At 46.3% G+C, this 19,535-nt stretch carries 10 protein-coding genes, 1 rRNA gene and 1 pseudogene; 10 read left to right on the top strand and 2 right to left on the bottom strand.

Annotated elements, in window-relative coordinates; all coding sequences use genetic code 11:
- Positions 1–168: 168 nt before the first annotated feature.
- Positions 169–1,329 (bottom strand): dicarboxylate/amino acid:cation symporter, encoded by a 1,161-nt coding sequence (locus NQ544_RS09060; RefSeq protein ID WP_006848368.1) that lies wholly within the window; start codon positions 1,327–1,329, stop codon positions 169–171.
- 431 nt (positions 1,330–1,760) lie between these two features.
- On the opposite strand from NQ544_RS09060, the gene NQ544_RS09055 reads away from it, so the two are divergent.
- The 8 genes from NQ544_RS09055 (at position 1,761) to NQ544_RS09020 (ending at position 16,806) form a co-directional block, all read left to right on the top strand.
- On the top strand, positions 1,761–3,752 hold the full coding sequence (locus NQ544_RS09055) for a glucosamine-6-phosphate deaminase (protein WP_006848367.1): 1,992 nt from the start codon (positions 1,761–1,763) through the stop codon (positions 3,750–3,752).
- Between the two features lie 189 nt (positions 3,753–3,941).
- Entirely contained in the window at positions 3,942–5,228 is a 1,287-nt protein-coding gene (locus NQ544_RS09050; RefSeq protein WP_006847166.1) for an IS1380-like element IS942 family transposase, read from the top strand.
- A gap of 463 nt (positions 5,229–5,691) precedes the next feature.
- Entirely contained in the window at positions 5,692–6,048 is a 357-nt protein-coding gene (locus NQ544_RS09045) for a P-II family nitrogen regulator (RefSeq protein ID WP_006848366.1), read from the top strand.
- Between the two features lie 166 nt (positions 6,049–6,214).
- Positions 6,215–7,477 carry an ammonium transporter gene (locus tag NQ544_RS09040; RefSeq protein ID WP_006848365.1) on the top strand — a complete coding sequence of 421 codons (1,263 nt, stop codon included), beginning with the start codon at positions 6,215–6,217 and terminating at the stop codon, positions 7,475–7,477.
- 202 nt (positions 7,478–7,679) lie between these two features.
- Positions 7,680–8,399 carry a hypothetical protein gene (locus NQ544_RS09035; protein WP_006848364.1) on the top strand — a complete coding sequence of 240 codons (720 nt, stop codon included), beginning with the start codon at positions 7,680–7,682 and terminating at the stop codon, positions 8,397–8,399.
- 498 nt (positions 8,400–8,897) lie between these two features.
- Complete coding sequence (gene asnB, locus NQ544_RS09030; RefSeq protein WP_006848363.1) at positions 8,898–10,685, top strand: asparagine synthase B; 1,788 nt, start codon at positions 8,898–8,900, stop codon at positions 10,683–10,685.
- A 154-nt stretch (positions 10,686–10,839) separates the two neighbouring features.
- Positions 10,840–15,363 (top strand): glutamate synthase large subunit, encoded by a 4,524-nt coding sequence (gene gltB / locus NQ544_RS09025; protein WP_006848362.1) that lies wholly within the window; start codon positions 10,840–10,842, stop codon positions 15,361–15,363.
- A 99-nt stretch (positions 15,364–15,462) separates the two neighbouring features.
- Positions 15,463–16,806 (top strand): glutamate synthase subunit beta, encoded by a 1,344-nt coding sequence (locus NQ544_RS09020; RefSeq protein WP_006848361.1) that lies wholly within the window; start codon positions 15,463–15,465, stop codon positions 16,804–16,806.
- Positions 16,807–16,844: 38 nt separating this feature from the next.
- Here the strand turns inward: NQ544_RS09020 and NQ544_RS09015 are convergent, their stop codons facing one another.
- On the bottom strand, positions 16,845–17,093 hold the full coding sequence (locus tag NQ544_RS09015; RefSeq protein WP_040553410.1) for a hypothetical protein: 249 nt from the start codon (positions 17,091–17,093) through the stop codon (positions 16,845–16,847).
- On the opposite strand from NQ544_RS09015, the pseudogene NQ544_RS09010 reads away from it, so the two are divergent.
- Both NQ544_RS09010 and NQ544_RS09005 read left to right on the top strand, forming a co-directional pair.
- Positions 17,058–17,192 (top strand): annotated as a pseudogene (locus NQ544_RS09010) (glycoside hydrolase family 43 protein); the annotation flags it as partial. The gene NQ544_RS09015 and the pseudogene NQ544_RS09010 overlap by 36 nt on opposite strands.
- 741 nt (positions 17,193–17,933) lie before the next feature.
- Positions 17,934–19,465: ribosomal RNA gene (locus NQ544_RS09005) — 16S ribosomal RNA — on the top strand.
- Positions 19,466–19,535: the final 70 nt, after the last annotated feature.

Below are 19,535 nucleotides of genomic sequence, written 5' to 3'. Positions count from 1 at the left end.
AAACTCAATTCCAGAAATGACTAACATGAGCCATTCTGTTAGCTTGAGCAAGTAAGAATAGAACACTACGATATATATAATATATATAAATGAATCACTTTAGAAATAGAGAGATTTATATAAAGATGAGGGTGTGTCATAAGTCTGTGACGCACCCTCTTTTGTTTTTTATTTATCCTTTCTGAATATCTTATCCACGACTATAGCAATGGCGCCATCGCCCGTTACATTGCAGGCGGTACCGAAACTGTCCATCGCAATATAGAGGGCTATCATAAGTGCTTGCATATCAGCATTGAAACCTAAAACTGAGGCTAGCGGACCTAGCGCTGCCATGACGGCTCCTCCCGGAACTCCTGGAGCTGCTACCATGCAGATGGCGAGCACGAAGATGAAGTTGAGAAAGAGAGGAAGATTGCACGGCATACCATTGATGAGACAGATGGTGAGCGCACAACAGGTAATCTTCATCATTGATCCCGAGAGATGGATGGTGGCACAGAGCGGAATGGTGAATCCGGCAATGCCATCGGTGACGCCGTTTTTCAAGGTCTGCTTCAGAGTTACCGGAATGGTGGCTGCCGATGATGATGTGCCAAGTGCCGTGAAGTAGGCTGGCAACATGTTGAGCAACAGCTTAAAAGGATTCTTATGGGACAAGCTGCCAGCCAACAGATATTCGTAAAGTAAGATGACGATATGGAGTACAAGAATGACGAGGATAATCTGTGCAAAGACCAGCAGAATGTGGTAGGCTTCGCCGGAGAAAGTCATGCCCAGGAAGATGCCGAAGATATAAAGGGGCAGTAGGGGAATGATGACTTTGGCGATGACACCTGATACGATTTCCTTGAATTCCTGAAAAACGTTCTGCATGGTGCGGCTGCCTTTGTGGGCAATGCCCAGTCCGGCAATGAACGAGAAAACGAGGGCGCTCATCACATCTACCATGGCAGGTATCTTGATTTCGAAGAAGGGTTTGAGTTCTTCAGCCTTATCTACTGCCACATGGGCAGAATTGGCAATCATGTGTGGGAAGAGTGCCGAACCTGTACCATAGGCAAGCAGACCCGCCAGGATGGTGTCGGCAAAGGCGATGCCCACAGTGGTAAGGAGGAGTTTTCCGGCTCCGTGACCGATGTCGGCAATGGCTGGCGTAACGAGACCGATGATGATGAGCGGTATCATAAAGCCCAGAAACTGGCTGAAGATGCCGTTGAAGGTGAGAAACGCTCTGACGGCCGCTTCATTGAAGAAATTGCCGAAGATTACACCCAACAGGATGGCAATGATGATTCTTGCCAATAGTGGCATTTTAATTCTTTTCATATTCGTAAAATTGCTTTTTGCCTGCAAAGGTACGATATTTCTGACTTTTTTCCAAGTATTTTGGTTATAGATTATACTTTTTCTAACGAATAACCAGGAAAAAGCCCACTTTTAAAAGTAAGGCCTGTTTAAAATGTTTATATTTCACGAAAATAATCTCTGATTTATGCCGTAATCTGGAATATTTTTCGTATCTTTACACCATCAAACAGAATGACTATGTTTAAAAAGAAAGATATGAATCCTCAGTTACTGAACTTTCGCATATCAGGAAGTTAAAGGAGTTAAGGAAGTTAAGGAGTTAAGACGTATGTCTTGCTGCTTAAAAACTACGCCAAAAAGACTGTTGTCTTAACTCCTCAGCGACCGTAGGGAGCGATAACTCCTTTAACTTCTGAGCTTGCGAAACTTGAATAAATATAGATAAAGATATGAGACTCAATCTTAGTTCACAAATCGTACTCAATAAAGTACCTGTAGAGTTCTACAAGCCAAAGACGACTGTAGAATACTCTGAAATCTCCAGAATGGAGAAGATTCATACAGACATCTTTGCCTCTATGGCAGAAGGTGCCAGTCATGTAGCTGATAAAATAGAAGCTGGCATCAAGGCGGCACAGCAGGAAGGCAAATTCTATGTGATGGCGCTGGGTTCCGGTTCTTCTCTCTATTCTGTATACGATGAACTCGTTCGCCGTTACAACGAGAAGATCCTGAGCTTCCGCAATGTTGTTGTATTCAATGCATACGAATATTATCCGCTCCAGAAGGACAGCTCTCTCCGTACCATCAACCAGTTGAAGGATCGTTTCCTCAATCATGTGGATGTGGCTGAGCAGAACATCTTTACACTGGATGGTTTTGTGGCACAGGATGCCGTACAGGACAGTTGCCGTCTTTATGAGCAGCGTATCAAGACCTTTGGCGGTCTCGATGTAGCCCTCATAGGTATAGGCCGTTCGGGTAATATTGCAGCCAACGAGCCAGGTTCGGGCATCCAGTCGATGACCCGTATCATCCTCATCGGCAATACCTCTCGCGAAGAGATGGAGAACAGTGAGCAGACCAAGGAAACCATTCCTCCGTGTTCGCTCACCATGGGTATCGCTACCTTACTCTCAGCCAAGAGCATCTATCTGACAGCCTGGGGCGAAGAGAAGGCAGAGATTATGCAGAAGGTGGTGGAGAACTCTATCACAGATACCCTGCCGGCATCATTCCTTCAGACTCATCCGAATGCTCATGTTGTCATCGACCTGGGTGCAGCTCACCATCTGACGCGTATCGAGCATCCATGGCTCGTAACTTCATGCCAGTGGAGTGATAAACTGGTGCGTTCGGCACTGGTATGGCTCTGCCAGAAACTCGGTAAGCCTATCCTGAAGTTGACCAATAAGGATTATAATGAGAACGGACTGAGCGAACTTCTGGCACTCTATGGTTCTGCCTATAATGCCAATATCAAGATTTTCAATGATTTGCAGCATACCATTACCGGATGGCCAGGTGGTAAGCCGAATGCCGATGATACCTATCGCCCGGAGCGTGCAACACCATTCCCTAAGAAGGTTATCGTATTCTCTCCACACCCAGACGATGATGTTATCTCTATGGGAGGAACCATCCGTCGACTGGTACAGCAGAACCACGATGTGCATGTAGCTTACGAAACATCAGGAAACATTGCTGTGGGTGATGAGGAAGTAACAAGATTCATGCACTTTATCAATGGTTTCAACCAGCTTTTTGCAGACTCAAAAGACAGCATCATCTCTAATAAATATAAGGAAATCAAGACCTTCTTTGCCAAGAAGAAGGAGAGTGACTTCGATACGAGAGATATCCTGACCATCAAGGGACTGATCCGCCGTGGTGAGGCTCGTATCGCTTGTACTTATAATGAAATTCCGCTTGATCATGTCCACTTCCTCGACCTGCCATTCTATGAGAGCGGCAAGATAGAAAAGTTGCCAATGACCGAGAAGGATGTGGAGATAGTGAGAGCTCTGTTGCAGAAGGTGCAGCCACATCAGATTTATGTTGCCGGCGACCTTGCTGACCCTCACGGAACCCACAAGAAGTGTACTGATGCCGTTCTGGCAGCTATCGACGAAGAGAAGAAAGCGGGTGCAGAATGGTTGAAGGACTGTCGCATATGGATGTATCGTGGTGCCTGGGCAGAATGGGAGATTGAGAATATCGAAATGTGTGTTCCTTTGAGCCCTGAGGAGTTGCGGGCAAAGCGTAACTCTATCCTCAAGCATCAGTCGCAGATGGAGAGTGCTCCTTTCTTGGGTAATGACGAGCGCCTGTTCTGGCAGAGAGCCGAGGACCGTAACCGTGCTACAGCATCGCTCTACGACCAGTTGGGTCTGGCATGCTATGAGGCCATGGAGGCTTTCGTGGAGTACAAGCCATTGTAATACCTTATTAATATATTTAACTGAACTTCCTGATATGCGAAAGTTCAGTAAATCCTTAATTCCGCAACACTATAATTTAATATTTTTTATAAGCACCTGAGCAACAAAAAGTTGCTCAGGATTTTGCCATGTCAGAAATTTCACTTATCTTAGTGTTGCAAATAAAAAGCAAATAAAACTCTGAATGACATGGCAAAAGTACAAATAAAATCTGAGAAACTCACTCCTTTTGGAGGAATTTTTTCTATTATGGAGCAATTTGATGCTCTTTTAGCTCAAACCATAGATTCCACCTTGGGATTGAGATGCACTATGTTTGGTTATCAATATAGCGAAATTCTACGCTCTCTGATGTGCGTATATCTTTGTGGCGGCTCATGTATTGAGGATGTTACAACTCACTTGATGAAACATTTGTCTCTTCATCCAACTCTTCGCACTTGCAGCGCAGACACCATATTGCGTGCTATCGAAGAACTGACTTGTAAGAACATCACCTATAAATCTGCTTCTGGCAACTCCTATGATTTCAATACTGCAGACAAGATGAACTGCTTATTGATCAAAGCCCTGCTTGCTACTGGTCAATTGAAATCCGGTCAAGAGTATGATTTTGACTTTGACCATCAGTTCATTGAAACAGAGAAGCATGATGCAAAACCAACCTACAAGAAGTTCCTGGGCTATAGTCCAGGTGTGGCAGTCATTAACGACATGATTGTCGGTATTGAAAATAGAGACGGCAACACAAACGTGCGCTTCAACCAAAGAGAGACTTTGGAAAGAATCTTCAAGCGACTGGAGGCATCAGAAGTATATATATCCCGTGCCCGCATGGATTGCGGCTCATGCTCGGAGGAAATCGTAGATATGGTAGAGGCCCATTGCAGGCATTTTTATATTCGTGCCAACAGATGCTCTTCCTTCTACGATTCCATGTTTGCCTTGACTGGATGGAAAACTGTTGAAATCAACGGTATTGAATTTGAGCTGAATTCCATCCTTGTTGAGAAATGGAAAGGAAAACCGTATCGTCTTGTCATACAGAGACAAAGGCGAATAGAGGGAGACCTTGACATTTGGGAAGGCGAATATACCTACAGATGTATACTGACTAACGATTACAAGTCGAGTGCAAGAGACATTGTGGAATTCTACAATCTTCGTGGTGGCAAGGAACGCATCTTCGATGACATGAACAATGGCTTTGGCTGGAATCGGTTGCCAAAATCGTTCATGGCACAGAATACAGTATTCCTGCTTATGACAGCTCTCATCAGAAACTTCTACAAAGCTATTATGCAGAGATTGAAAACCCATGAATTTGGATTGCGTGCCACCAGCAGAATCAAGACCTTTGTGTTCAAGTTCATCTCTGTTCCTGCAAAATGGATTAAGACGTCACGTAGGCATGTATTGAACATTTATTCAGACAACTATGCTTATGCCAACCTGTTCAAGACAGACTTTGGTTAAAGGCCATGCTTTTCTGGTTAAACCGGCGTATTACCTCAAGTCGCTTTATGGGGTAAGGGAATTTTGTGTTTACGACGTTTCTGTTATGACCAAGGAATATGTACAATAAAAGAATTTTTGTCGTTTTACAAGTAAATTCCCACGAAACCCTATAGGTTGCGGATTTGAGGTAAATAATAAAGTGACCCTAGTTTTAGGGTTGAGAGTTTGTTTTTAGGTTTGCCGCTTGAGGGGTCATTTAGGCCTTTCAAGCGTTTTTTTTATGGCTTGTTTCAAAATGAAACGAATAATGCGTAATTTGCTTTCATTTTGTTCTGTATTTTAAAAAGAACTATACAAAACAATAACCAAATTAAAATATTAACATCAAAAAGTAAGTAATATTTTGAAATATTGAGCAAAATGTCGTACCTTTGCACCAGAAAATAAACAAAATGTAAATTAATTAATAGGAGAGATTAACATGAAAAAGATTGAAGCAATCATCCGTAAGACTAAGTTTGAGGATGTAAAAGAAGCTTTGCTTGCCGCCGACATCGAGTGGTTCTCTTACTACGATGTAAGAGGAGAGGGCAAGATGAGACAGGCTCGAATCTATCGTGGTGTTATGTATGATACCAGTAGTATCGAGCGAGTGTTGCTGAATGTTGTCGTGCGCGACAAGAACGTAGAGAAAACGATTAATGCCATCCAGGAGGCTGCCCGTACAGGCGAGATTGGTGATGGTCGAATCTTTGTAATTCCTGTAGAGGATACCGTAAGAATCCGTACAGGTGAAAGAGGCGATATCGCTCTCTATAATGCTGAGCAGGAGAAATAATATTTAATGTTAAGTGTTTAATGTTAAATGTTAACTGAATTGGATGAATTAATAGTAAAATCGGAATGTTTGGGAGTTAGGTGAGAGTATCGAGTGCTAAGTGGACGTATGCTAACTTAACATTTAACACTTAACATTTAACATTCCTTCTTAAAAGGTAAAGATTATGAGTGTACAGGATTTAGGAATTTCAGTAGATACCGTATGGATGCTCTTGGCAGCCATGTTGGTCTTTTTTATGCAGCCGGGATTTGCCCTCTGCGAGGCGGGCTTTACCCGTAGTAAAAATACAGCGAACATCTTGTTTAAGAACTTTGTCGACTTCATGGTCGGTTCTGTTCTCTTCTGGTTCGTAGGTTTCGGATTTATGTTTGGTAGCGATGGCGCCGGTTTCATCGGTATGCCTAACTTCGGCGATTTGTCTTTCTATACAAATGCAGCCGGTCTTCCTACTGAAGGCTTCCTGATGTTTGAAACCGTATTCTGCGCTACTAGTGCTACCATCGTTTCAGGTGCTATGGCAGAACGTACCAAGTTCTCCATGTACTGCATTTACTCATTCTTCATTTCATTGATTATCTACCCTGTAGAGGGTCATTGGACATGGGGTGGCGGTTGGCTTTGCAACAGCGAGGCAGGTTCTTTCATGATGAACACCTTCGGTGCAGCCTTCCATGATTTCGCAGGTTCTGCCATCGTACATAGTGTTGGTGGTGTACTTGCCTTGGTTGGTGCTATCTGCTTAGGTCCTCGTCTTGGTAAGTATCGCAATGGTAAGAGTACTGCTATCCCAGGTCACAATCTGATGGCTGCTGCCCTGGGTGTATTCATCCTCTGGTTCGGATGGTTCGGATTCAACCCTGGTTCTCAGCTCGCTGCTTCTGGTGAGGTTAACCGTGTTGCTATCAGTCACGTATTCCTGACAACCAACCTGGCTGCAGTCTGCGGTGGTTTGGCTACCATGTTCACATCTTGGATCAAGTATGGCAAGCCATCATTCTCATTGACATTGAATGGTATCTTGGCTGGTTTGGTAGCCATTACTGCTGGTTGCGACTTGGTTAGTCCATTGGGTTCAGCCATCATCGGTCTCTTGGCAGGTATCATCTTGGTATTCTCTATTGAGTTCATCGATACCAAACTTCATATTGATGATCCTGTTGGTGCAAGTTCAGTTCATGGTGTTTGTGGTATCTTCGGTACCTTGATGACTGGTCTCTTCGCCCTTGATGGTGGCGCCTTCTATGGTGGTGGCTTCGGATTCTTCGGTGCTCAGTGCTTCGGTATCCTCTGCATCGACCTTTGGGCAGCCGTAACAGGTATCATCCTCTTCTGGGGTATCAAGAAGATTGCTGGTCTCCGTGTTGACAAGAGAATCGAGGAAGAAGGTCTCGATATCTACGAGCATGGTGAAAGTTGCTACAACTAAAGAAACTTTCATATAGCGAGCGAGAGAGATTTTTCAGCAGAAGTTTTGGCGAGCAGAGTTATAATTAGTACCTTTGAATAAGGTACGCTGCATCTCAACAATATAAATAAATCGCGATTTATTTTGTATTGTCTTCGATTTGGAGAACCTTTGCTGCCGAAACTTTTAAAAACAAAAATGTATCACATAAAAATAAGAGAATATGAAGAAGATTTTTGATATAAAGAAGATGGGTGCCATTGCACTCGGTTTGGTTGCTTTTGCTCCTGCAGCTTCTGCTCAGGATGAGGTGGAAACTACAATCGCTGCAGATGTTGTAAACCAGTATATCTGGCGTGGTCAGTCACTGGGAGAAGTCTCTTTGCAGCCAACACTCGGTATTGGTTACAAGGGCTTGTCTCTGACAGCTTGGGGAAGTGTAGGTATCTCTCAGCCAGAGGATACTAAGGAGTTTGACCTTACCTTGGCTTATGAAACCGGTGGTTTCCATATCGGCGTGACCGATTACTGGTTCAACTCTCCTAACGAGAAGTATTTCGCCTATAAGGCACATGAAACTTCTCATGTTTTTGAGGCAAATGTAGGTTATGACTTTGGTCCAGTTGCCTTGAACTGGTACACCAACTTTGCAGGCAATGATGGATTAAATAAGGATGGTGACCGTGCTTATTCTTCATATGTTGAGGCTACAGCCCCATTCAAGTTAGGCGGTTGCGATTGGGCAGCAAGTATAGGCGCAGTTCCATTTGCTACATCTTTCTATGGTGATGCCAATGGTTTTGCAGTTACCAATGTTTCACTGAAAGCTACCAAGGATTTGAAGATTACAGATTCTTTCTCTGTTCCTGTCTTCGCTCAGGTCGCTGCCAATCCTAGCACTGAGAAAGCTTACCTGGTAGTAGGTTTTACCTTGCAGCCATAATAGGCTCTTAGGTTTTACGATATAATCTTACGTTGGTAGGTTTAAGTTTTTATTTTTTTATTTTAAATGCCGATAGTTCCGTCAAAGAGCTATCGGCATTTCTTTGTATGATATGGGGGGTAAGAAACTGTGTATAATGCCCTGGATACTTTGTTGCATATCTATGAGCGTATAATATGCCCTGGATACGCTTTGTTTATCTTAAAAATGATTGTATTTTACAGATTGTAATTAAATAGTATATTTTTCTTTTCAGTTTATTATATGTTTTAATCTAATATGCGTTAATATGTTATTGTTGTGATAAAGTAAAGACAAAATGCTACTAATCTTTTCTTTATTCTAACAAAAAGTTGTAATTTTGCACCCGAAACATAGCAAAAAGTAATTTTGAGCTTTGTTTTGCTTGGTTTACTCCTAAAAGAATGGATTGGACATGCCAAGGTGAATAAGAGAGAATAATAGTTAAAAATAACCGTAAAAGAAAGGAAAAGATTTATGTGTGGAATCGTATCTATCTTCAATATTCAGGAGCAAACTCCTGAATTGCGACAGCAAGCGCTTCGTATGAGCCAGAAGATTCGCCATCGCGGACCAGACTGGAGTGGAATCTACTGTGGTGGTTCTGCTATCCTGGCACATGAGCGTCTGAGTATTGTTGACCCTGAAAGTGGTCGCCAACCTTTGTTTGCACCAGACAAGAAACAGGTGCTTGCCGTAAACGGTGAGATTTATAATCATCAGGACATCCGTGCCCGTTTTGCCGGCAAATACCAGTATCAGACTGGTTCCGACTGCGAGGTGATTCTTTCTCTCTATCGTGAGATGCGAGCAGATTCCGACTTCGATTCCTTAATATATAAAGGTGAGGATGCGCTCCACGCCCGTATCTCCAAGATGCTTGAAGAGCTGAATGGTATCTTTGCCTTCGCACTTTACGATGCCGAACGTGATGAGTTTCTCATCGCCCGCGACCCTATCGGTGTGATTCCTCTTTATATTGGTTATGATAAGGATGGAAAAGTGCTGGTGGCAAGTGAGTTGAAGGCTTTGGAAGGTCAGTGCGACCACTACGAGCCATTCCTCCCAGGTCATTATTATTATAGCAAGAACCCTGGCATGAAGCGATACTATACACGCGATTGGTTTGAGTATGCTGCCATGCAGAAAAAATATCAGATTGATGATGCCAAGAAGGCTGAAGAACAGCTGAAGGATACTGAACCTCAGGAGAAAGCGGCAGTGAGAGAGATTCATGATGCTTTGGAGGCTTCTGTCAAACGTCAGTTGATGAGTGATGTTCCTTATGGTGTTCTTCTCAGTGGTGGTCTTGATTCTTCTGTCATCTCTGCTGTAGCCGAGAAATATTCTTCTACCCGTGTAGAGAATGGGGGAGAGACCAAGGCATACTGGCCTCGACTTCACTCCTTCGCTGTTGGTTTGAAGGGTGCGCCTGATCTGGCAAAGGCACGTTTGGTTGCCGAACACATCGGAACTGTGCATCACGAAATCAACTACACCATTCAGGAAGGTCTGGATGCTATCCGTGATGTCATTTATTTTATCGAGACCTACGATGTGACTACCGTCCGTGCATCTACCCCGATGTATCTTTTAGCGAGAGTCATCCGAAGCATGGGTATCAAGATGGTGCTTTCGGGCGAGGGTGCCGACGAGGTATTCGGAGGTTATCTCTACTTCCATAAAGCACCGGATGCCAAGGCATTCCATGAGGAAACCGTGCGCAAGCTCGGCAAACTCTACCTCTACGATTGTCTGAGAGCCAACAAGAGTTTGGCTGCATGGGGCATCGAGGGCCGTGTGCCTTTCCTCGACAAGGAGTTCCTGGATGTAGCGATGGGTATGAACCCGGTTTTGAAGATGTGTCCGGATAAGACCATCGAGAAAAAGGTGGTTCGTGAGGCATTTGCCGATTTGCTTCCAGAAGAAGTGGCATGGCGACAGAAGGAGCAGTTCTCAGATGGTGTGGGCTATTCATGGATTGATACCCTGAAGCAGATTACCGCATCTGCCGTCAGCGATGAGCAGATGGCGCATGCTGCTGAGCGATTCCCTATCAACCCTCCACAGAATAAGGAGGAGTATTATTATCGTTCTATCTTCGCCGAGCATTTCCCAAGCGACAGCGCTGCCAAAAGCGTACCTAGTGTGCCTAGCGTAGCATGTTCTACAGCTGAAGCCCTTGCCTGGGATGCTTCATTCAAGAACCAGAACGACCCTAGCGGCAGAGCCGTGGCGGGAGTTCACGAACAGGCGTATAAATAAATAGAAATGTTAAATGTTAAGTGTTAAATGTTAGTTGCCTCGCAGATTATTTGTGAGACCTTTAGCATGTCGCAAGGGCATAAGCCTAATTTAACACTTAACATTTAACACTTAACATTCAAATTAAGAATAACCGATATAAAACGAACAAGAAATGGAAAAAGGATTGTACAGTTCAGCCTATGAGCACGATGCGTGTGGCGTAGGTATGGTGGTGAATATCCACGGTAACAAGAGTCATGAGCTGGTCGATAACGCCTTGAAGGTGCTCGAAAACATGCGTCATCGTGGTGCAGAGGGTGCCGATAACAAGACGGGCGACGGTGCCGGTATCATGCTCCAGATTCCACATGAGTTTATTCTTCTTCAGGGTATCCCGGTGCCAGAAAAAGGTAAATATGGTACGGGTCTCGTCTTCTTGCCTAAGGATGAGAAGAAACAGCAGGATATTCTCTCTATCATGATTGAGGAAATTGAACGCGAGGGATTGCAGCTGATGCATCTCCGCAATGTGCCTACTAACCCTGATTGTTTGGGTGAGGCTGCTTTGAGTAACGAACCAGCTATCAAACAGGTGTTTATCACAGGTGTTACAGATGATAAGGTGCCTGTCTTTGAGCGCACCCTCTTTCTTATCCGTAAACGTATTGAGAAACGTGTCAGCGATCCTGATTTCTATATTTGTTCGTTGTCTAATTCGAACATCGTATATAAGGGTATGTTGAGCAGCCTCCAGTTGCGCCAATATTATCCTGACTTGACCAATAATTATTTCACAAGCGGTCTGGCTCTGGTTCACTCCCGCTTCTCTACCAACACCTTCCCAACATGGAGTCTGGCTCAGCCATTCCGTCTCCTAGCCCACAATGGTGAGATTAACACCATCCGTGGTAACCGTGCCTGGATGAAGGCTCGTGAGAGTGTGTTGAGCAGCGAGGCTTTGGGCGATATCCGTGAGATTTCTCCTATCGTCCAGCCTGATATGAGTGACTCTGCCAGCCTCGACAATGTATTTGAGTTCTTCGTGATGAGCGGTTTGTCATTGCCTCATGCCATGGCTGTCATGGTGCCTGAGAGCTTCAATGACAAGAACCCTATCTCTGAGGATCTGAAGGCATTCTATGAGTACCACTCTATCCTGATGGAGCCATGGGATGGTCCTGCCGCCCTGCTCTTCAGCGATGGCCGTTATGCCGGTGGTATGCTCGATAGAAACGGTTTGCGCCCTGCACGCTATACCATCACCAAGAACGATATGATGGTAGTCGCATCTGAGGTAGGTGTCATGGATTTCGACCCAACCGAGATTGCCGAGAAGGGTCGTCTGCAGCCTGGTAAGATCCTCTTGATTGATACCCAGGAAGGCAAAATCTATTATGATGGTGAAATCAAGGAGCGCCTGGCTGCCCAGCATCCATATCGTCAGTGGTTGAACACCAACCGTATTGAACTGGAGAAACTTCGCAGTGGCCGTAAGGTGGAAAATGGTGTGGACAACCTCACTCGCAAGGAATTGGAATTCGGTTTTGGCGAGGAAGATATCGACGGTACTATCATCCCAATGGCTACCAAGGGTCAGGAACCTACTGCTTCTATGGGTAATGATACTCCGCTTGCTGTGCTTTCCGACCAGCCACAGATTTTCTTTAACTACTTCCGTCAGCAGTTTGCTCAGGTTACCAACCCTGCTATCGATTCTATCCGTGAGAACCTCGTGATGAGTCTTACCGAGTATATCGGTAGAGTAGGTTCCGGCATCCTGAACCCAGACGAAAGCAACTGCAAGATGGTCCGTCTGCCACATCCTATCTTGACTAATACCCAGCTGGATATCCTTCAGAATATCCGCTACAAGGGCTTCAATACCGTCAAGCTCCACATGCTCTTCGAAACCGCCAAGGGCGAAGAAGGACTGCATGAGGCTCTGGATGAACTCTGCAAGGAGGCTGCCAAGAGCGTGGATGATGGCTACAACTACATCATCTTGAGCGACCGTGGTGTGGATGAAACTCATGCCGCCATTCCATCTCTGCTCGCCGTGAGTGCCGTACATCATTATCTGATTGATGCCGGCAAGCGTGTGCAGACTGCCCTCATCGTTGAGAGCGGTGAAATTCGTGAGGTAATGCATGCAGCCCTCCTGTTGGGTTACGGTGCATCAGCCCTCTGTCCATACTTGACATACGCCATCCTCGACGACCTTGTAAAGAAGGGAAAGATTCAGGAGGATTACCATACAGCCGAGCAGAACTACATCAAGGCTGTGAAGAAGGGCTTGTTCAAGATTATGGCTAAGATGGGTATCTCTACCATCCGAAGCTATCGAGGTGCCAAGATCTTCGAGAGCATCGGTTTGAGCGAGAGCCTTCTGAAGAGCTACTTCGGAACAGAGGTGAGCACCATCGGCGGTATCGGACTCGAGACCATCGCCCGTGATGCCATCCGCCTGCACGACAAGGCATTCGAGACCAAGAAGCTCGAGTTCCTGCCAAGTATGGGACAGTTCCACTACCGCAAGGACGGTATCAAGCACGCTTGGAACCCAGAGACCATCGCCACTCTGCAGCTCGCAACCCGCAAGGGCGATTATGATCTCTTCAAGAAATATACACATCTCGTTGACGATAAGCAGGAGCCTATCTTCATCCGCGACTTCTTCAGCTTCCGCAAGAATCCTATCTCTATAGATAAGGTGGAGCCGGTAGAGGAAATCGTGAAGCACTTCGTTACCGGTGCGATGAGTTTCGGTGCCCTCTCCAAAGAGGCTCACGAGGCAATGGCACTCGCCATGAACGCCCTCGGTGCCCGAAGCAATACCGGTGAAGGTGGTGAGGATAACGAGCGATTCCATTCTACACAGGATGGCATCAGCCTCTCAAGCAAAACCAAGCAGGTGGCTTCCGGTCGATTTGGTGTGACAACAGAATATTTGGTAAATGCAGAGGAAATCCAGATTAAGGTGGCACAGGGTGCTAAACCGGGTGAGGGTGGTCAGTTGCCTGGCTTCAAGGTCAACGAGGTCATCGCCAAGACCCGTCACTCTATCCCTGGCATCAGCCTGATTTCTCCTCCACCTCATCACGATATCTACAGTATCGAGGATTTGGCTCAGCTCATCTTCGACCTCAAGAACGTAAACCCTAAGGCGGCTATCTCCGTGAAGTTGGTAGCTGAGAGTGGTGTGGGTACCATCGCTGCCGGTGTAGCTAAGGCGAAGGCAGACCTCATCGTTATCTCTGGTGCTGAGGGTGGTACAGGTGCCAGCCCTGCATCAAGTATGCGTTTCGCTGGTATCTCTCCTGAAATCGGACTTTCTGAAACCCAGCAGACTCTGGTGAAGAACGGTCTTCGCGGACAGGTTCGTCTGCAGGTGGATGGTCAGTTGAAGAGCGGTCGTGACATCATCCTGATGGCTCTGCTCGGTGCTGAGGAATTCAGTTTCGGTACGGCAGCCCTCATCGTTTTGGGTTGTGTCATGATGCGTAAGTGTAACCTGAATACCTGTCCTATGGGTGTTGCCACACAGGATCCTAAGCTCCGTGCGCACTTCCGTGGCAGCTACAAGTACCTCATCAACTACTTCCGCTTCCTCGCCGAGGAGGTTCGTGAGTATCTGGCTGAGATGGGTTACACCTCATTGAACGATATCATCGGTCATACCGAGCTCATCGTCCGTAAGAAGGATGAGGAGATTGTTCCTACCGAGGGTGCTGATGCCGTAGAGCCAGAGGTGGCTAAGAGCATCGAGGAAAAGGCAGACTTGCTCGACTTCTCTCGTCTCTTGCATCGTGAGACAGGTCATTGCTCGCTCTATCATACTACCGAGCAGATTCATGACCTAGACAATGTGCTCGACCAGCAGTTGATTCGTGGTGCACAGCGTGCCATCGAGAATCAGGAAGAGGTGAACCTCGATTTCGCCATCAAGAATACCGACCGTGCCGCAGGTGCCATGCTGAGCGGTATGATTGCCGAGAAATATGGTGAGGCGGGTCTTCCTGACAAGACCGTAAACGTGAAGTTCAAGGGTTCTGCAGGTCAGAGTTTCGGTGCCTTCCTGGTCAATGGAGTGGATTTCAAACTCGAGGGTGAGACCAATGACTATTTCGCCAAGGGACTTTCAGGAGGTCGTATTTCCATCCTTCCTCCTATCCGCAGCAACTTCTCTGCCGAGGATAACATCATCGCCGGTAACACCGGATTGTATGGTGCCACAAGCGGTGAGTTGTATATCAATGGTAAGGTAGGAGAGCGCTTTGGTGTTCGTAACTCCGGTGCCATCGCCGTGATTGAGGGTGCTGGCGACCACTGCTGCGAGTATATGACGGGCGGTAGAGTAGTAGTGCTCGGTGAAACCGGCCGTAACTTCGCCGCTGGTATGAGTGGTGGTGTTGCCTACGTATGGGATAAGAACCACAACTTCGATTACTTCTGTAACATGGATATGGTGGAGATTAACCTCGTGGAGGATAGCACCTATCGCAAGGAGTTGCACGAGCTGATTCGTCAGCATTATCTCTACACCGGCAGTAAGCTTGCCCGTACCATGCTCGACGACTGGAACCACTACGTAGAGGATTTCATCCAGGTAGTGCCAATCGAGTACAAGCGAGTTCTCCAGGAGGAACAGGTAAAGAAGTTGCAGCAGAAGATTGCGGATATGCAGCGAGATTATTAATAGTTAACAGTTAATAGTTTATAGTTGATAGGGACTTCCGTGCTCAAGGGCGTTAGCCTCTATAAACTATAAACTATAAATTATAAACTGAATATAACGATGGGAAATCCAAAAGCATTTTTGACTATACCTCGCAAGGAAGCAGGTTATAGACCAATTCACGATAGAATCCTCGACTTCAGCGAGGTAGAACAGACATTGAATAGCAACGACCGCCGACAGCAGGCTTCACGTTGCATGGATTGTGGTGTGCCTTTCTGTCACTGGGCTTGTCCGCTGGGCAACAAGGCACCGGAGTGGAATGATGCCCTCTACAAGGGCGACTGGGAGCAGGCTTACCGTCTCCTCAATTCCACCAACGACTTTCCGGAGTTCACAGGACGCATCTGTCCTGCACTCTGTGAGAAGGCGTGTGTATTGAATCTCATGGATCATGAGCCAACCACCAACCGTGAGGATGAGTGTGCCATCGTGGAGCACGCCTTCTCTGAGGATTATGTACATGTTGAGATTCCTGAGCGTAATGGCAAGACGGTGGCTGTCATCGGTGCCGGTCCTGCGGGATTGGTAGCTGCCAACCAGTTGAACCATAAGGGATATAAGGTAACAGTATTCGAGGCACGTGAGAATGCCGGTGGTCTGTTGCGTTATGGTATTCCTAACTTCAAACTCAACAAGAGCATCATCGACCGCCGTCTTCGTCTTCTCGAAGAAGAGGGCATCGAGTTCAGATACAATCAGCAGATTGATGTAACTAAATTGCCAGAAGGCTTCGATGCCTATGTGGTATCTACCGGTACGCCAACGGCACGCGACCTGAAGATTCCTGGACGAGAGTTGAAGGGTGTTTATTTCGCCCTCGAACTGCTTTCTCAACAGAACCGTATCCTTGCCGGTATGGAGTTCTCTAAGGACGAACTGGTTAACTGCAAGGGCAAGGATGTGTTGGTAATCGGTGGTGGTGATACGGGTTCCGACTGTATCGGTACTGCTCATCGTCAGGGTTGCAAGAGCGTAACCCAGATAGAAATCATGCCGAAGCCTGTAGAAGGCCCTGAGGATCCTAAGAATCCTTGGCCAAACTGGCCTCGCACCCTGAAGACCACTTCAAGTCATGAGGAAGGCTGTACTCGCCGTTGGAACATCAACTCTCTGGAGTTTCTGGGAAAGAATGGTAAGTTGACAGGTGTGAAGGTTCAGCCTATCGACTGGAAGCCAAACCCTGAGGGTGGTCGCCCACTGATGGTAGAGGCAGGCGAGCCGGAAATCATCAAGGCAGAGGCCGTATTCCTGGCCATGGGCTTCCTGAAACCACAGCAGCCTGAATTTGCCGAGAATGTATTCGTGGCTGGCGATGCAGCAAGTGGTGCCTCTCTGGTAGTACGCGCCATGGCAAGCGGCAGAAAAATAGCTGCCCAGGTAGATAAGTTCCTAAACAAATAAATCGGTTATTTTTAACTATAAGTGTAGGGAGGTTGACCTCAGTGATGAGGTTTTCCTCCCTTTTTCCTTCCTCCCCTTTTCTTTCCTCTCTTTTTTCTTCCTCCCTTTTTTCTTTCCTCCCTCTCCTTTGTCTTCTGGTCTGTCCCCCTTCTGCCCCCGTTCCAGGCGATTCCATCGCCTGTCCCATGAATAATAATCAATAAAAAGAGACCATTATTTGTGAATTCTCCCCATATTTCCCTTAATAATTTGGCATTTCCCGTGATGCCTACATCACCCGTATGCATAATGGTAAAGTATACATCATGGTTACCACCGATATGTGCATGCGCAAGAGTCACAAATGGGACAACTATGGTATCGATCTCCTGAAGAGCGATGGTCTCTACCACATGCTCATCAAGAAAGAGGGTGGAAAGAGTGGTAAAAACTATTGAAATGGAATCAAGAATTAAAAAATATAGAAAAATAAGTGGATTAATTGTTAAGTGCATAGCTGGATAGAATGTTTAGGGGTGATGCTTGTGTAGGTTTAGATAAGATAAAAAATATGTTATTGCGCGCGTACATTAATAATAAAAAAGGAAAATTCGTATGCATGTCTCTCTATTCTACATGCACCTAGTTAAATCTATCACAGGTGTATTTCCTAATTTGAAATGTAGTTTTTATGTAGTCCTTTAAAATAGGCAGAAATAGCTTCTAAAATGGATTTGTTTGTTTATATATGTTAAAATATAGCTAAAATCTCAACTTTTTTGCGAAAAGATTTGGTGGAATGAAAAATAGTTAGTACTTTTGCACTCGCTTTTGAGAAATACAACTTCTCTAAGCAACAAAGAAAGTTAGTGCAAGTCGAATACAATGAAATTTATTTCAATTGTTGAGCGCAGCCTAACTTACGAAGAAAGAGTTCTTTGAAAGATTTTACATAAACAGACAAGTAGTACAAGAAGCGGTTAACTTCTTAGAAATAAGAAAGTTGACTGGGTAAAAGAAACGAACCGTCAAGCAATTGACAAGTCAGGTTTACTAAGCTTCAATAAACGAAAAGGATATTCGTCCTAAGTACAGACAACAAACACTTCGCTAGACTTTCGGGTATAGCAAAGTAAAAATGATATTTTACAATGGAGAGTTTGATCCTGGCTCAGGATGAACGCTAGCTACAGGCTTAACACATGCAAGTCGAGGGGAAACGATATTGGAAGCTTGCTTCCGATAGGCGTCGACCGGCGCACGGGTGAGTAACGCGTATCCAACCTGCCCATCACTTGGGGATAACCTTGCGAAAGTAAGACTAATACCCAATGATATCTCTAGAAGACATCTGAAAGAGATTAAAGATTTATCGGTGATGGATGGGGATGCGTCTGATTAGCTTGTTGGCGGGGTAACGGCCCACCAAGGCGACGATCAGTAGGGGTTCTGAGAGGAAGGTCCCCCACATTGGAACTGAGACACGGTCCAAACTCCTACGGGAGGCAGCAGTGAGGAATATTGGTCAATGGGCGAGAGCCTGAACCAGCCAAGTAGCGTGCAGGATGACGGCCCTATGGGTTGTAAACTGCTTTTATAAGGGAATAAAGTGAGCCTCGTGAGGCTTTTTGCATGTACCTTATGAATAAGGACCGGCTAATTCCGTGCCAGCAGCCGCGGTAATACGGAAGGTCCGGGCGTTATCCGGATTTATTGGGTTTAAAGGGAGCGTAGGCCGGAGATTAAGCGTGTTGTGAAATGTAGACGCTCAACGTCTGCACTGCAGCGCGAACTGGTTTCCTTGAGTACGCACAAAGTGGGCGGAATTCGTGGTGTAGCGGTGAAATGCTTAGATATCACGAAGAACTCCGATTGCGAAGGCAGCTCACTGGAGCGCAACTGACGCTGAAGCTCGAAAGTGCGGGTATCGAACAGGATTAGATACCCTGGTAGTCCGCACGGTAAACGATGGATGCCCGCTGTTGGTCTGAACAGGTCAGCGGCCAAGCGAAAGCATTAAGCATCCCACCTGGGGAGTACGCCGGCAACGGTGAAACTCAAAGGAATTGACGGGGGCCCGCACAAGCGGAGGAACATGTGGTTTAATTCGATGATACGCGAGGAACCTTACCCGGGCTTGAATTGCAGAGGAAGGATTTGGAGACAATGACGCCCTTCGGGGCCTCTGTGAAGGTGCTGCATGGTTGTCGTCAGCTCGTGCCGTGAGGTGTCGGCTTAAGTGCCATAACGAGCGCAACCCCTCTCCTTAGTTGCCATCAGGTGAAGCTGGGCACTCTGGGGACACTGCCACCGTAAGGTGTGAGGAAGGTGGGGATGACGTCAAATCAGCACGGCCCTTACGTCCGGGGCTACACACGTGTTACAATGGCAGGTACAGAGAGACGGTCCCTTGCAAAATGGATCAAATCCTTAAAGCCTGTCTCAGTTCGGACTGGGGTCTGCAACCCGACCCCACGAAGCTGGATTCGCTAGTAATCGCGCATCAGCCATGGCGCGGTGAATACGTTCCCGGGCCTTGTACACACCGCCCGTCAAGCCATGAAAGCCGGGGGCGCCTAAAGTCCGTGACCGTAAGGAGCGGCCTAGGGCGAAACTGGTAATTGGGGCTAAGTCGTAACAAGGTAGCCGTACCGGAAGGTGCGGCTGGAACACCTCCTTTCTGGAGAGACGAATTTCCTATGAAGATTTAGGAACAGGACTTAAAAGTTCGCTTCTCTTCTTGTACGCAC

It is taken from the genome of Segatella copri DSM 18205 (assembly GCF_025151535.1).
In the GTDB taxonomy this organism is placed as follows: domain Bacteria; phylum Bacteroidota; class Bacteroidia; order Bacteroidales; family Bacteroidaceae; genus Prevotella; species Prevotella copri.
The sequence above is the reverse complement of the archived record's forward strand: the minus strand, read 5'-3'. Positions and strand labels throughout refer to the sequence as shown.